A 15,702-nucleotide genomic window follows, 5' to 3' on the forward strand; every position below is an offset into this window, starting at 1 on the left:
TTTTTTTAGTGTCTACTATAGGGGGAGCATATCATTTCATGTTGAAGCAAGTACCGACCGCTCTTTTTTATTTATAATCATTTGCGTGAAATAGACGATTGAAAAATGGTTTACCAAATAATTTGTTCGATTGTTTTGTCGTCTAGTGATTTAGCGATTTCTGTCACTAATTGTACAGCGTTCAAGTAGTCTTGTTTATGCATAACAGAAACATTTGAATGCATGTAACGAAGCGGAACACCCACAACGATTGAAGGAATACCTTCATGTGCTAAATGGATACTGCCAGCATCTGTGCCGCCGCCTGGTGTTGTATCCCATTGGATTTCAATACCTTTGTCTTGTGCTACTTTTTTCACGTGCTTTCTAAATCCAGAATGACCGATTGCTGTCGCGTCCATAAGTACGACTAATGGTCCTTTGCCAAGTTCAGCTTCATGATCACCGCCGCCCATTCCTGGTGTATCATAAGCAATGCCGACATCCACTGCAATAGCTAAATCTGGTTTGATTTTATTCGCCGCAACTTTCGCACCACGTAAACCAACTTCTTCTTGAACAGTTGCACCTGATACTAAGTTAACATTGATTGCGTCGTCTTTTAGATTGTTTAAAGTATCTACAGCAAGTGCACAACCGAAGCGATTATCAAATGCTTTTGCTGTTAAGTAGTTCTCATCACCTAATACTTCGAACTCAGAGTATGGTGTTACCATATCACCGATATCAATACCAAGTTTTTCAGCTTCTTCTTTTGAAGCTACGCCTACATCAATAAACATATCCTTGATATCAATTGGTGTTTTACGTTGTTCAGGTGTTAAGACATGCGGAGGTTTAGAACCGATGATCCCTCTGATCTCTTTGTCATCATCTGTTGTTACAGTTACTTTTTGAGATAACATTACTTGGTTCCACCAACCACCGACAGGTGTGAATTTCAAATAACCTTTGTCGTCGATTTTAGTCACCATAAATCCAACTTCATCTAAATGACCGGCAAGCATTAAAGTTTTTGAACCTTTCTCTGCTTTTTTCTTTCCGAAGATGCCACCTAAATTATCTTCAACCAGTTCATCTGAAACAGGTTTCAAATAATCTTTCATCAGTTGTTTTACTTTGTATTCGTGACCGGCAATTCCGTTCACGTCTGTTAAGTCCTTTAATAATTTAACTGTTTTATCCATGAATATGTCCCCCTTCTTTTCTTATCATCATATCAATATTCAAGACGTGTGAACACTTTTTATGCTCGATTCATGAACCAAACAAAAAGGAGCTGTCCCTTCCGAAAATTCGGAATGAACAGCTCCTTCTCTATAATTCAGATTATTATTTCAGTAAAAATTAAACGTCTACGCTTAAACGTGGAATGAATGTTTCGAAATGAATTTGTGATTTGTCTAAACCTAATTCATATAATTCATTGACGATTGATTTCAAGAATGAAATACCGCCACATACATAAACTTCTGTATCTTCTGTAACATACTGTTTTAAATCTTCTTGAGTGATGTAGCCATTTGATTTGCGATCATGGATTTCATAAGTCACATTATCATTTTCTGCTGCATCGTTAGATAAACGTTGTGAGAATGGTACATCATTAACATCAGTTGTATTGTGAATGAATTGAATGTTCGGTACACCGACTTCAATTGCTTTTTCATACATTGACACTAATGGTGTTACACCAATACCTGATGCTAAGAATAACTGGTTTTTGTCAGTGTTATGCAATCTGAATGCACCTACTGGCGCAGTTAAGTTGATATCATCTCCAACTTTCACTTCGTCATGCAAGATAGTTGAAACTTCACCTTCACTGTCTTCAGAAACATCACGTTTAACTGCGAATGTTAACGTATCTTCGTCTCCGCCAACGATTGAATAGTGACGTTTTGCTCTGTATGGTAATTTATCACTTGAAACATCAACTGTAATATATTGACCTGCTTCAAAGTTGCGTAAATCATATTTATCTGATGAAACTGTAAATGCTTTAATATCTGAAGCGACATTTTCAATGTTTGTAACTGTGAATGGTTGGAAACCATCCCATAACATTTCAGCATACATGTCTTTCTCTACTTGAATGAATACATCTGCAATTTCCCAGTATGCGTTAATCCAAGCTTGAATCACTGGATCTTCTTCTTTTAAATCTAAAACGTGCATAATTGCTGCGATTAAATTTTCACCAACAATTTTGTAACCTGATTCAGGTACTTGTAATGCAACGTGTTTGTAAGCAATCTCTTTAACTACAGGCATAATTGCACCTAACTGTTCAATGTTTGCTGCTGCAGCTAAGACTGTTTGAGCTAAGGCTGTGGATTGCAAACCTTTTTTCTGGTTAGTTTGGTTGAACATGTTGCGTAACTCTGGGTGTTCATTGAACATTCTATTGTAGAAGAATGACGTAATTTCCACACCTTTTTCTTGAAGAACTGGTACTGTTTGTTTAATAATATCCATATCTTTTTCAGATAACATTTAACTTCACTCCCTCTTCGACTCAATTTCATCATAATACGAATATGACGAAATTAAAACAATTAAGAACCTAGTTCACATAATAGACAATTTTATTTCATATTTCTTCATATTCTTTTCACAATTAAGTATAAACAATATGACAAACTTAAAACGTATTATAATGATTTTTATTTAAAGCATTCTTCTTACATGTGCAGGACTCAAAATCCCGTGTTACTAATGAAATAAAGTATGACCTCCATTATTATTTAGCATAAATCCCCCTTTAACTTCTTTCCTATATAATGTTTCTAAATATTTCCGCTTTTTTCTCAGTAAATATTTGACAACTGAGAAAACTTAACGTTATTTTAATCTGATTTTCATAATTATTCTGTAAAATTAGTCTTGTGATAAAGATTAGGTCCGTAGTAGGATGTAATAAAGAAACAAACACGGTATATTGAACCTAATACAAAGTTCAATCGCAAATATTCGTGATTGAACTGATTAATATGACGCTTTAATGATTAGCCATTGAATACGGAGGTCTAAACAATGAACAAACTATTACAGTCACTTTCAGCACTTGGTGTGTCTGCTACATTAGTAACACCCAATTTAAACGCTGAAGCTACAGATAACTCTGTACCAAAGCTTAAAGGTGTTGAAGATGCGATTATTCAAAAAGGCGAAAATTACAACTTACTGAATGGAATCAGCGCTTATGATAAAGAAGACGGAGATTTGACTGATCAGATTATCGTCAATGGTCATGTCGATACAAATAAAATTGGTAAATACAAAGTCGAATATCAAGTCATTGATTCAGATGGAGCGAAAGATATTTCTGAACGCTACATAGAAGTCAAGTAACTTGTCGATAAAATCTATTTAAAAATAATTATTTTGTTTTTTGGCGCTAGCGCTTCCAACCCCTTAATTGATAAGTATTCTCAACTACAGCGCCCTTTTTTGTGCTTTCTGTCATTTTTGTCAGTATTCACAAAATGGACACATAAATTTAACAAATCTGTGAAAGCCCGTCAGGCCTAGTGTCTGTAAGGCTTTCTTTATTTTTATGTAAAAAAGTTGCGGATACCCACTTGTAAATATTGCATAATAAACTAAAATTATTGTTAAGCCCTACAATTGTAGTATTAGGAGGTCAATAAAGTGTCAAAAATTAAGTCTTTGCTTCTATTGTTCGGCTCACTGATTTTACTCAGTGGTTGTGAACATATGGAAGTACTTAACCCAAAAGGGCCAATGGCAAGCAGTTTAAAATGGCTGATCATTTATTCAATCATCTTTATGCTTGTTATTGTTGCGGTTGTATTTATTCTATTCGCTGTATTTGCTTACAAATACCGATACACAAATACAACACAATCAGGTAAAGTACATCACAGTGCTTTATTAGAAACTATTTGGTTCACCGTACCATTTATCATCTTACTTGCTTTGGCTATTCCAACAGTCAAAACACTTTATGAGTACGATGCACCGCCTGCAAAAGACAAAGACCCTGTCGTCGTTTATGCAACAAGCGCAGGTTTCAAATGGTTCTTTGCTTATCCAGAGCAAAAAATTGAAACAGTGAATCACATTACGATTCCAAAAGATCGTCCGATTGTATTCAAGTTGCAATCTATGGATACAATGACAAGTTTCTGGATTCCACAACTTGGCGGTCAAAAATATGCAATGACTGCAATGACAATGGAATGGACATTAGAAGCTGACCAAGAAGGTACGTTCCGTGGACGTAACTCAAACTTCAATGGTGAAGGTTTCGCTCGTCAAACATTCCCAGTACATGCAGTAAGCAACTCAGAATTCAACAAATGGGTAGAAAAAGCTAAGAAAGAACCTAAACTTTCTCAAGATACTTTCGATAAACAATTACTACCTACAACTAAGAATGAAGAGTTGACATTCAGTGGTACTCACATGGACTTCGTAGATCCAGCTGCTGACCCTGAATACATCTTCTACGCTTATAAACGTTTCCATTACACTCCAAAAGATCCAAACTTCTATGATGTAACTGAAGGCGTATTAAGCAAACCAGATTCAAAATATCCTGCTCGTAAATCTCAAATTACAAACGCTATGTATAAGAGACACGGTATGGATGCTATGATCTTACCTAACGACAAACCATATAATAATGAATTCAAGAAAGAAGAATCTCATAATATGGACGAAATGGAAAAAGCTCAAAAAGGCGCTAAAGATGAAAAAGCTGAAGAGCTTAACAAGAAAAATCATGGAGGTGAACATTAATGAATTTCCCATGGCATGAATTACTCGTTCAAGGTAACTGGATGATCACAATGGCACAAATTGGTGCGCCATTCCTAGTTATCGGGGTAATCGCAGTAATCACGTACTTTAAGTTATGGAAATATCTTTACAGAGAGTGGTTTACAACAATTGACCACAAGAAAATCGGATTAATGTATCTGATTTGTGCTGTATTAATGTTCGTCCGTGGTGGTATTGATGCAATTTTAATTCGTACGCAATTAACAATTCCGAACAACCCGTTCTTGGAATCAAACCACTATAACGAAATCTTTACAACACACGGTGTTATCATGATCATCTTCATGGCAATGCCATTCATTTTCGGTTTATGGAACGTAGTTGTACCTTTACAAATTGGTGCACGCGACGTTGCATTCCCTGTAATGAACAACATTAGCTTCTGGTTATTCTTCGGAGCAATGTTACTATTCAACATGTCATTCATCATTGGTGGTTCACCTGCTGCAGGTTGGACAAACTATGCACCACTTGCTGGTGAGTTCAGTCCAGGTCCTGGTGTTAACTACTACCTATTAGCTATTCAGCTTTCAGGTATCGGTACATTAATGACAGGTATTAACTTCTTCGTAACAATTTTACGAATGAAAACACCAACTATGAAATTTATGGAAATGCCAATGTTCACAGTAACAACTTTCGTTACAGCATTGATCATTATCCTAGTATTCCCTGTATTCACAGTTACATTAGCATTGATGACAATTGACCGTATCTTCGGTACTCAATTCTTCACAGTTGCTAATGGTGGTATGCCAATGCTTTGGGCTAACTTCTTCTGGGTTTGGGGGCACCCTGAGGTTTACATCGTTGTCCTTCCAGCATTCGGTATTTTCTCAGACGTTATTTCAACGTTCGCACGTAAACACTTATTCGGTCATAAGAGTATGATCTGGGCAACATCAGCAATCGCATTCTTGAGTTTCTTAGTATGGGTTCACCATTTCTTCACTATGGGTAATGGTCCTTTAATCAACTCATTCTTCTCAATCTCAACAATGTTAATCGCTGTGCCTACCGGTGTTAAAATATTCAACTGGTTAGCTACGCTATACCAAGGTCGAATTTCTTTCGAATCGCCAATGCTATTCTCATTAGCGTTCATCCCAACGTTCACAATCGGTGGGGTAACAGGGGTAATGTTAGCAATGGCTTCAACAGACTATCAGTACCATAATACGTACTTCTTAGTAGCCCACTTCCACTACACATTAGTTTGTGGTGTTGTGTTCGCTTGTTTAGCAGCACTTATCTTCTGGTATCCTAAGATGATGGGTTACAAATTGAATGAACGCTTGAACATTCCGTTCTTCTGGTTATTCGTAATCGGATTCAACGTATGTTTCATGCCACAATTCATTCTTGGTTTAGACGGTATGCCACGTCGTTTATACACTTACATGCCATCAGATGGTTGGTTCATGTTAAACGTAATTTCTACAATAGGTGCACTATTAATGTCAATCGGCTTCTTATTCTTAGTAGCTAACATTGTTTACAGTCACCTTAAATCACCACGTATCGCTTCAGGCGACTCATGGGGTATCGGACGTTCACTTGAGTGGAGTACTGCTTCATCAATTCCACCAGTGTACAACTTCGCAATCACTCCAGACTGGGATGATTTAGACACATTTGTAGATATGAAAAAACAAGGTCGTCATTACTTAGACAACCATAATTATAAAGATATCCACATGCCGAACAACACACCAGTTGGTTTCTTCATGGCTATCTTCTTAACTGTTGGTTGCTTCTTCTTAACATTCGAAACTATCGTACCAGCGATTATCTGCTTAATCGGTACATTAGGTACAATGATTTACAGAAGTTTCCAAGTCGACCATGGTTACTATATCCCAGCTTCTGAAGTAGCTGCTACTGAAGCAAAACTTCGTGAAGCTCGTGAAAAAGAACGGGAGGCTGAAAGTCATGCATGATACAAAAACAATTGATGCGCAATCGCATGAAGGTAATTTGAACAAGTTTGGCTTCTGGATCTTCCTAACAGCTGAATTCTCTTTATTCGGTACACTATTTGCGACGTTGCTTATCATGCAACACGGCGGTGATTACGCTGGTAAGTTAACAACTGATTTATTCGAAATGCCTTTAGTATTATTAATGACATTTGCGTTATTAATCAGTTCATATACATGTGGTATTTCAATTTATTACATGAGAAAAGAAAAGCAAAAACTAATGATGATCTGGATGATTATCACATTATTGCTTGGTATCTTATTCGTAGGTTTAGAAATTTACGAGTTCGCACACTATGCACACCAAGGTGTAACACCACAAATCGGTTCTTACTGGTCAAGTTTCTTCATCTTGTTAGGAACACACGGTGTCCACGTTTCGTTGGGTATCGGTTGGGTGATTTGTCTATTAATCCAAGTAGCAATGCGTGGACTTAATAAAGACAATGCGCCAAAATTATTTATCGTAAGTTTATACTGGCACTTCTTAGATGTTGTTTGGGTCTTCATCTTTACTGCAGTATACTTGATAGGGATGGTGTATAGCGGATGAATACAATAGCAAAACATACAGTTGGCTTTATTGCCTCAATTGTCTTGACACTATTAGCAGTATACGTGACGATTTACACATCTTTAGCACTTAACGCTAAGATTACAATTATCTTTGGATTTGCTTTCATCCAAGCTGCCCTTCAATTATTAATGTTCATGCATTTAACTGAAGGTAAAGATGGACGCACACAATTATTCAAAGTTATCTTCGCCATTATCATTACCCTAATTACTGTTATCGGTTCTTATTGGGTTATGGTCGGCGGACACAGTGCTCATATGTAATATCAGTATTTATATGATGCACAAAAAACTGGCTGGGGTTTCTCCCCTGCCAGTTTTTTTATACATAATTTTAGACTATTTTGCAGAAGGATTATAAAATATATAAGTAGCTTATTTTATTTTTAAAAGGAGGAAGAAAGAGATATGACAACCCCTATTATCATAGATACTGATCCAGGTATTGATGACGCAGCAGCTATTAGTATTGCGCTGAATCATCCTGAGATTGATGTGAAGATGATTACTACCGTACATGGTAATGTCAATATAGATAAAACTACACGAAACGCCCTACAACTCAAAGCATTCTTTGAAAGCGATGTTCCAGTACATCGTGGTGCAGTCGCACCTTTAATCAATGCACCGATTGATGCTTCTCACGTACATGGTGAAACAGGTATGGGTGGTTATGAACTTCCAGAACCCTCACCAGAATTACTTGCCTCTAATCGAGCTATAGAAGCTATGCGAGAAACTATTCTAGAATCTGATGAGCCCATTACACTTGTGCCAATTGGTCCTCTAACAAATATCGCTTTGCTTTTTAAAACGTATCCAGAAGTTAAATCTAATATCAAAGCGATTGTTTTAATGGGTGGCAGTGCTGGACGCGGTAATGTTACACCTGCTGCTGAATTTAATATCTACTGTGATCCTGAAGCTGCAGATATTGTCTTTAAAACAGGTCTCCCTATCACAATGGTTGGACTTGATGTAGCAAGAGGTGCTAGTTTATCAAGTACTGCAATCAACGAGTTGAAATCTATTAATCAAACTACCCATATGTTGTATCATATGTTTAATCATTACCACGGCGATGAATTCGATACAGGCATTGCTGTATACGATGCTTATACCATGCTTTACCTACTGCATCCAGAACACTTTAAAACTGCAGATGCAGCAGTTGCGATTGAATTAAACGGCACTTACACACGCGGTGCTACTGTTGTGAATTACAATGCTCAAGAAAAGTCAATAAACGTTGTTTTAGCAGTAGACAAAACTCGCTTTAAACAGCTGTTCTTTGAGGCACTCTCATATGCAAAATAAAACTAAATATGGTACATTCCCAATAAATTATTATGCTATAATAATGACGAAATCGAAAAAATATACAGGTTGTGAAATATAATGAATTTAAAAGAAGCGCGACATCAAAAAATACTATCCATCTTAAAAGAAAACGGAAGCGTCAGCGTCAGTTATTTATCTAATGATATGGACGTGGCTGCAATGACTATCCGACGTGATTTAAAAGAGCTTGAACATAAAGCCTTGCTTGTACGTGTTCACGGCGGAGCTGTCTTACCTCATACCTTTTATAACGAGCTTGCAAATGAAGAAAAACAACAGCTGAATAGTGATAAAAAACGTATGATTGCTGAAAAAGCCAGCCGACTGATTCAAAATGAAGATACGGTATTTATTGGCTCAGGTACAACAAATGAAGCCATCTTCCCTTTCATTAAAGATATGCGTTTACATATCATTACCAATTCACTGTATATTTTCGAACAATATGAAGGCTTAGAACATATGGATATTGTTTTAATCGGTGGCCGTTATCGAAAGAAAACAGGTTCATTTATCGGACGTCTCGCAAATACAATGCTGGAGTCATTACATATTGATAAAGCATTTATTGGCGTCAATGGTATCAGCGATAATGATGCGACAACTGCGAATGAAGAAGAAGGAAAAGCCAATGAAATTATTTTGAACCAATCTTCGAAGAAATATCTTGTTTCGGACAGTTCAAAATTCAATACACGTGCTTTTTCAGTTTTCTATCAAATCGATCATTTAGATGCGATTATTACTGATAACGATATTTCGCAAACAATCAGAGAGAATTATCAAAACTATACTGATATCTTATAATTTAATACGAACATTAACGCACACGAAACGTGTGCGTTTTCTTTTTGTCTAATTATTGAAATATCCCCTCTTATCTTCTTATAAATTCCCTTTTATCAATAGATTTACTTATTTTTTACAATCTATCAAATTGACAAATTACCCCTTGAAGTGTATATTCTAGATAAGAACAAAAACAAACATTTTCGAACAGGAGGATTTATTATGTCTATTGTTATTCATAGTGATTCACAGTCAAAAGAATTAAAAGATTTCATTTTAGAATCTTTAGCAGATGCTGAGTACGAAATCGAGGACTTATCAGTAAACAGTAAAGCAACTAACATTGCTGAAATTACACTTGAGGTTACTAAATATGTCCAAGAACACGAAGGTACTAAAGCCATTGTCATCGACAAATATGGTATTGCACCTTTCAACTTTGCGAACAAACAAAAAAATATTATTGCAGCAACGGTTTCAGATGAGCAATCAGCAAAAATGACTCATAGACACAATAATACAAACGTTATCGTATTAGGTAGCGAAGTTGTAGGTAAATTAAACGCATTAAACTGCGTAAAAGCATTCTTAAAAGCAGGCTACGACGCTGGACGACACCAAATCAGAGTAGATATGTTGAATTCTTTATGTTAATAGGAGGATATTAAATTATGAAAATTGCTATTGGTTGTGACCATATTGTTACAAATATTAAAGCAGAAGTTGCTACTTATTTAAAAAATAACGGACATGAAGTTATTGATGTCGGTACTTATGACTATGTACGTACACACTACCCTATCTACGGTACACGTATCGGTCATTTAGTTGCTACAGGTGAAGTAGACTTTGGTGTTGCATTATGTGGTACTGGTGTAGGTATCAGTGCAAGTGCAACTAAAGTACCTGGAACTCGTGTTGCATTAGTTCGTGATGCAACAAGTGCACGTTTAGCAAGAAGCGAATACAACTGTAATGTCATCGCAGCTGGCGGTATGGTTACAGGTGTTGACTTAATCAAAAACATCGTTGATACATTTGCAGAAACAGAATATGAACCAACTCCAGAAAAAGAAGCGATCATCAAAGCAATGGATGAAACTTTAAAACCTGAAGATGTTCATTACACTCCAGATATGTTCGATGATTTCTTAACTAAATGGAATAACGGAGAATATCACGACTAATGACATTCAAACTATTAACCGTTACATTAAATCCTGCAATTGATATCAATTACCCATTAGAACACTTCGAAATCAATTCAGTTCAACGTGCAACCGAAGATTACAAATCAGCTGGCGGTAAAGGCATCAACGTAGCACGTGTTGCGAGTGAACTAGGAATTGATGTTACATGTACAGGAATTATCGGCGGTAAATTCGGCGAGTGGTTAACTAACAACTTAGATGAAACAAAAATCCAACATGATTTCACTGTTTCTCCAGCTTCAACTCGTTTATGTATCGCCGTTACAAGCGAAAATAGTCAAACTGAAATTCTAGAAAGCGGTGCATTGCAACCAGAAGAAATTCAAATCCGCTTCTTAGAACACTTCAATTCGATTATCTCTAACTTTGACTTAATTACGATTTCAGGCAGCTTACCTAAAGGCTTCCCTGAAGACTATTACGTCAAATTGTTAGAAGTCGCAAATGAACAGAATGTACCAGTTTGTTTAGATACTTCAGGACAAGTATTAAACTATACTGTTAATCATTCAAAACATTGCCCTCCTCTCTTAATCAAACCAAATGATGAAGAGATCAAAGCAATTACTAATTCAGACAACATCGACTTAGCCAATCAATTATTAGACGAAAGCTTAGCGCATATTCCATATATCTTATTATCTTTAGGTAAAAATGGTGCATTACTACGTCATGAAGCACAAGTCTATAACGTTGATATTCCTAAAGTCGTTGCAATCAACCCAGTAGGTTCTGGAGATAGCAGTTTAGCTGGTTTCAGCTATGGCATCTCTAAAGACGCTTCTATCCAAGAATCAGCAACATACGCTATGGCTGCTGGTATTTCCAATGCATTAGAAGCACGAACTGGCCACATTGACTTAAATAACTTTGAGAAATTCAGTAATCAAATAACTATTGAAAAGGTGGAGCATTCATCATGACAAAATCAATTAAACCTTTATTAAACGACAAAAACTACATCGCTGCATTAGCAATCGACCAACGTGGCGCTTTAAAACGCTTATTAGGTGAAGATGCTAAAACAGAAGATTTAGAACAATTCAAAGTACATGTATCTGAAGAGTTAACACCATACGCTTCAAGTATCTTATTAGACCCTGAATATGGTCTTCCAGCAACTAAAGTTCGTGCTAAAAATGCTGGTTTATTATTAGCTTATGAAAAAACTGGTTACGATGCTTCAGAACCAGGACGTTTACCTGACTTATTAAATGTATGGTCTGTTAAACGTTTAAAAGAAGCTGGCGCAGATGCTGTTAAATTATTAGTTTATGTTGACATCGACGAAGACAAAGCAATCAACGATCAAAAAGAAGCTTTCGTTGAACGTGTTGGTGCTGAATGTGTAGCTGAAGGTTTACCATTATTCTTAGAAATCGTTTCTTATGACGCTAACAACGCAGACAGCGGTTCTGAAGAATATGCGAAAGTAAAAGCACACAAAGTAAACGAAGCAATGAAAAAATACTCTGAACCTCGTTTCAACGTAGACGTATTAAAAGTAGAAGTTCCTGTAAACATGAACTATGTTGAAGGTTTCGGTGAAAAAGCATTATTCACTAAAGAAGAAGCTGCTCAAGCATTCAAAGAACAAGCTGCTTCAACTAACTTACCTTACATCTACTTAAGCGCAGGTGTATCTGCAGACTTATTCCAAAAAACTTTATACTTCGCTAAAGAATCTGGTTCTACATTCAATGGTGTATTATGTGGCCGTGCTACATGGAGAGGTGCTACTGATCACTTCTCAGAAGGCGAAGATGCTGTTGTAGAATGGTTCCGTACTGAAGGTAAAGCAAACATCGAAAGCTTAAACAAAGTATTAGATGAAACTGCTAACCCAGTTAAATAATAAATCGAATCACTATTTTGCCTAGCAACCAAAAGTTGCTAGGTTTTTTTATGTTTTCTATATAGACAGTTATCTATATAGTTGATACTCTATTAAAGAAAGGATGATTTAATGGACTATCAAACATTATCTACATACTTAAAAGCGATATCGAGCCCTATTCGCTTAGAAATACTCAATTTACTGTCTTGTGGGGAATTATGTGCTAATGATTTATTGACCTACTTTCAAGTGACACAACCTACCTTAAGTCATCATATGAAAGCTTTAATGGATAATCATTTAGTTAATAAACGCCAAGATGGTAATAAACATTATTATCATTTGAATACAGAAACCTATACTTCCCTCTTAGATCAACTCCATGATATAGGTACATCTCAACCTAGTTGTGCATGTCACAACATTCATAAAGGAGTAGAACGACTTTGACTTTTCTAGCCATTACGATTTTTATACTTACCTTAATTTTTGTGATATGGCAGCCTAAAGGGCTGGATATTGGTATTACAGCGCTTGTAGGTGCTGTGCTTGCCTTGATCACTGGTGTTGTCACATTAAGCGATGTCGGTGAAGTGACACAGATTGTATGGAATGCGACACTCACATTCATCGCTTTAATCATCATTTCTTTAATCCTTGATGAGATTGGCTTCTTTGAATGGGCAGCTTTACACATGGTAAAAGCATCACAAGGTAACGGGATTAAGATGTTTGTTTATATCATGTTATTAGGTGCTGTGGTTGCGGCACTTTTTGCCAATGATGGTGCAGCATTAATATTAACGCCTATCGTTCTTGCGATGGTGCGACATTTGAACTTTAATCAACGTGTAATTTTTCCGTTCATTATCGCAAGTGGTTTTATTGCGGATGCGACTTCCCTACCGTTGGTCGTTAGTAACCTAGTCAATATTGTCTCTGCTGACTACTTTAATATTGGTTTTGTTGAGTATATGAAACATATGATGCTCCCTAACCTTTTTGCGCTTGTAGCCAGTATTATCGTGCTTTATCTATATTTTAAGAAAGCCATCCCAACACATTTCGATGATACAACACTCAAGTCACCCCGTAGTGCGATTAAAGATGATAAGTTATTTAAAATAGCTTGGATTGTGCTTTCAGTATTACTCATAGGTTATGTCATCAGCGAGTCATTAAATATTCCTGTATCATTCATCGCAGGCGTAGTTGCGTTAGCTTTCTTAGTACTCGCAAAAGGCTCTAAAGCTGTACACACAAAACAAGTTATTAAAGGCGCACCTTGGAACATTGTCTTATTTTCACTTGGTATGTATTTAGTTGTCTTCGGACTTAAAAATGTAGGCATTACTGCGTTGTTAGGAAACATCATAGATAACTTCTCACAACATGGTTTATTGAGTGGTATTATGGGCATGGGCTTCTTATCAGCTGTCTTATCCGCAATTATGAACAATATGCCAACTGTCATGATTGATGCGATTGCGATTAATCAAGCACATGCCTCAGGTATCATCAAAGAAGGTTTAATTTATGCGAATGTGATCGGTTCTGATTTAGGGCCGAAAATGACCCCTATCGGTTCGCTCGCAACATTACTTTGGTTACATGTTCTAGCCCAAAAAGGCGTCAAAATCTCATGGGGTGTTTACTTTAAAACAGGTGTGATTGTGACATTACCTGTCCTATTCATCACACTTATCGGTCTATATCTCTCACTACTACTTAATTAGAAAAGAGGAACACATATGGATAAACCTATTATTTACTTTATTTGTACAGGCAATGCATGTCGCAGCCAAATGGCAGAAGGTTTCGGAAAAGTGATACTTGGAGACGACTGGACTGTTATGTCTGGGGGGATTGAAGCACATGGTGTGAATCCTCTTGCGGTTAAAGCGATGCAAGAAGTTAACATTGATATCAGCGATCAAACCTCTGATAAAATCGATATTGATTTATTAAACAAAGCAAAACTCGTTGTGACGTTATGCGATCATGCGGAGACACATTGTCCTGTCGTCCCTAAGCATGTTAAAAAAGTACATTGGGGCTTTGAAGACCCTGCCGGCAAAGATTGGTCTGTTTTCCAAAAGGTCAGAGACCAAATTGGTCAACGTATTCTGCAGTTTAAAGATACGAAGCAATAACTTTCAAACATATATTCTATACCAACTTATATAACAAAACCCCTCAGAAAATTCTGAGGGGTTTTGCCTTACTTATTTACTTTCCATAAATGTCGTCTGATAATTGTTTATACCATTTCGCACTGTCTTTAACATAACGTTTTTGAGTTTCGAAATCGATATAGAATAAACCATAACGTTTATTGTAGCCGTTTGACCAGCTGAACATATCTTGTAGTGACCAGATGAAGTAACCTTTAACGTTGATACCGTCTGCGTATGCACGTTCGATTGCTTCAATATGTTGTCTTACATAGTCAATACGTTCGTCATCATGTACTTCACCGTTATCTTCAAGTACATCTTTGTAGCCTAGGCCGTTTTCAGTAACATAGATTTTTTTGTAGTTAGGATAGTCGTTTTTAATACGTTCCATCATGTCATATAGACCTTCTGGATAAATGTACCAATCCCAGTCATTTGTAGGGATTGCTTCATTTTTAACAACTTCTCCGATACCTTTAACACGGAAGACAGAAGTTCCTTTATCGCCTGTACCATTATGGTGAATATAGCTTTCTTCATTATGGTATTTGATCCAGTTACTTTGGTAATAGTTAATACCTAAGAAGTCAAGTTGTGGTGCAGCTTTACGGATTTCTTCTAGTTCTTCTTCGCGAATATCTAATTGTTCGAATTCTTCACCTAAGATTTCTCTTACTACAGTTAATTTAGCTGGAGTATAGTAACCTAGGAATGTTCCGTCTAACATGAAACCATTCATAAAGATATCATGTTTGTAAGCAGCGATTTGGTTTAATGGTTGATCATCGATGCTGTAGAATTGTGTTAATGCGTGAACTAAACCAATTTCACCTTCATAACCTTTTGATTTAAATAAGTTTACAATGCGGCTATGTGCAGCGATTTGGTTATGTTGTGCTTGTAAACATTTTAAAGTGTTGTACTGTTCACCAGGAGGGAAAGCACCTGTGATTTAACATACAAAACCACACACAAAAAAC

The 15,702-nt window shown here is 36.5% G+C and carries 17 protein-coding genes; 14 read left to right on the plus strand and 3 right to left on the minus strand.

Features of this window, described 5'->3' with window-relative positions; all coding sequences use genetic code 11:
* Positions 1–110: 110 nt before the first annotated feature.
* Together HMPREF3270_RS07660 and HMPREF3270_RS07665 are read right to left on the minus strand one after the other, a co-directional pair.
* The gene (locus HMPREF3270_RS07660; RefSeq protein ID WP_070848693.1) at positions 111–1,187 is read right to left on the minus strand and encodes a M42 family metallopeptidase; all 1,077 of its coding nucleotides are present in this window, start codon (positions 1,185–1,187) and stop codon (positions 111–113) included.
* 160 nt (positions 1,188–1,347) lie between these two features.
* Positions 1,348–2,496 carry a globin domain-containing protein gene (locus HMPREF3270_RS07665; protein ID WP_002480491.1) on the minus strand — a complete coding sequence of 383 codons (1,149 nt, stop codon included), beginning with the start codon at positions 2,494–2,496 and terminating at the stop codon, positions 1,348–1,350.
* Positions 2,497–3,036: 540 nt separating this feature from the next.
* Between HMPREF3270_RS07665 and HMPREF3270_RS07670 the strand changes: the two genes are divergently transcribed.
* From HMPREF3270_RS07670 to arsC, 14 genes are all read left to right on the plus strand, one after another.
* Positions 3,037–3,354, plus strand: a complete 318-nt coding sequence (locus HMPREF3270_RS07670; RefSeq protein WP_002480490.1) for a DUF5011 domain-containing protein — start codon at positions 3,037–3,039, stop codon at positions 3,352–3,354.
* A 300-nt stretch (positions 3,355–3,654) separates the two neighbouring features.
* Complete coding sequence (gene qoxA / locus HMPREF3270_RS07675; RefSeq protein ID WP_002480489.1) at positions 3,655–4,767, plus strand: cytochrome aa3 quinol oxidase subunit II; 1,113 nt, start codon at positions 3,655–3,657, stop codon at positions 4,765–4,767.
* Positions 4,767–6,749 (plus strand): cytochrome aa3 quinol oxidase subunit I, encoded by a 1,983-nt coding sequence (gene qoxB, locus HMPREF3270_RS07680; protein ID WP_002480488.1) that lies wholly within the window; start codon positions 4,767–4,769, stop codon positions 6,747–6,749. The genes qoxA and qoxB overlap by 1 nt, the downstream gene beginning before the upstream one ends.
* Positions 6,742–7,344: a cytochrome aa3 quinol oxidase subunit III gene (qoxC, locus tag HMPREF3270_RS07685; RefSeq protein ID WP_002480487.1), complete on the plus strand. Its 603-nt coding sequence runs from the start codon at positions 6,742–6,744 to the stop codon at positions 7,342–7,344. Before qoxB ends, qoxC begins: the two co-directional genes overlap by 8 nt.
* The gene (gene qoxD / locus HMPREF3270_RS07690) at positions 7,341–7,631 is read left to right on the plus strand and encodes a cytochrome aa3 quinol oxidase subunit IV (protein WP_070848692.1); all 291 of its coding nucleotides are present in this window, start codon (positions 7,341–7,343) and stop codon (positions 7,629–7,631) included. Before qoxC ends, qoxD begins: the two co-directional genes overlap by 4 nt.
* Positions 7,632–7,775: 144 nt before the next feature.
* The gene (rihC, locus tag HMPREF3270_RS07695; RefSeq protein ID WP_070848691.1) at positions 7,776–8,684 is read left to right on the plus strand and encodes a ribonucleoside hydrolase RihC; all 909 of its coding nucleotides are present in this window, start codon (positions 7,776–7,778) and stop codon (positions 8,682–8,684) included.
* Positions 8,685–8,765: 81 nt separating this feature from the next.
* Positions 8,766–9,515 carry a DeoR/GlpR family DNA-binding transcription regulator gene (locus HMPREF3270_RS07700; protein ID WP_002480483.1) on the plus strand — a complete coding sequence of 250 codons (750 nt, stop codon included), beginning with the start codon at positions 8,766–8,768 and terminating at the stop codon, positions 9,513–9,515.
* 204 nt (positions 9,516–9,719) lie between these two features.
* A complete protein-coding gene (locus HMPREF3270_RS07705; protein WP_002480482.1) occupies positions 9,720–10,151 on the plus strand; it encodes an RpiB/LacA/LacB family sugar-phosphate isomerase in 432 nt (143 codons plus the stop codon).
* Between the two features lie 17 nt (positions 10,152–10,168).
* Positions 10,169–10,684, plus strand: a complete 516-nt coding sequence (gene lacB / locus HMPREF3270_RS07710) for a galactose-6-phosphate isomerase subunit LacB (RefSeq protein WP_002480481.1) — start codon at positions 10,169–10,171, stop codon at positions 10,682–10,684.
* Entirely contained in the window at positions 10,684–11,631 is a 948-nt protein-coding gene (locus HMPREF3270_RS07715) for a 1-phosphofructokinase family hexose kinase (protein ID WP_002480480.1), read from the plus strand. The genes lacB and HMPREF3270_RS07715 overlap by 1 nt, the downstream gene beginning before the upstream one ends.
* Complete coding sequence (gene lacD, locus HMPREF3270_RS07720) at positions 11,628–12,563, plus strand: tagatose-bisphosphate aldolase (protein ID WP_023015960.1); 936 nt, start codon at positions 11,628–11,630, stop codon at positions 12,561–12,563. The genes HMPREF3270_RS07715 and lacD overlap by 4 nt, the downstream gene beginning before the upstream one ends.
* 111 nt (positions 12,564–12,674) lie before the next feature.
* Positions 12,675–12,995 (plus strand): ArsR/SmtB family transcription factor, encoded by a 321-nt coding sequence (locus HMPREF3270_RS07725; protein WP_002480478.1) that lies wholly within the window; start codon positions 12,675–12,677, stop codon positions 12,993–12,995.
* A complete protein-coding gene (gene arsB / locus HMPREF3270_RS07730) occupies positions 12,992–14,281 on the plus strand; it encodes an arsenite efflux transporter membrane subunit ArsB (protein WP_057510231.1) in 1,290 nt (429 codons plus the stop codon). Before HMPREF3270_RS07725 ends, arsB begins: the two co-directional genes overlap by 4 nt.
* A gap of 15 nt (positions 14,282–14,296) precedes the next feature.
* Entirely contained in the window at positions 14,297–14,698 is a 402-nt protein-coding gene (gene arsC, locus HMPREF3270_RS07735) for an arsenate reductase (thioredoxin) (protein WP_070848690.1), read from the plus strand.
* Between the two features lie 76 nt (positions 14,699–14,774).
* Here arsC and HMPREF3270_RS07740 read toward each other — a convergent pair whose 3' ends face one another.
* Positions 14,775–15,674: a family 1 glycosylhydrolase gene (locus HMPREF3270_RS07740; protein WP_231911578.1), complete on the minus strand. Its 900-nt coding sequence runs from the start codon at positions 15,672–15,674 to the stop codon at positions 14,775–14,777.
* Between the last annotated feature and the right edge of the window lie 28 nt (positions 15,675–15,702).

This window comes from Staphylococcus sp. HMSC65H10 (assembly GCF_001839185.1).
GTDB lineage: Bacteria > Bacillota > Bacilli > Staphylococcales > Staphylococcaceae > Staphylococcus > Staphylococcus simulans.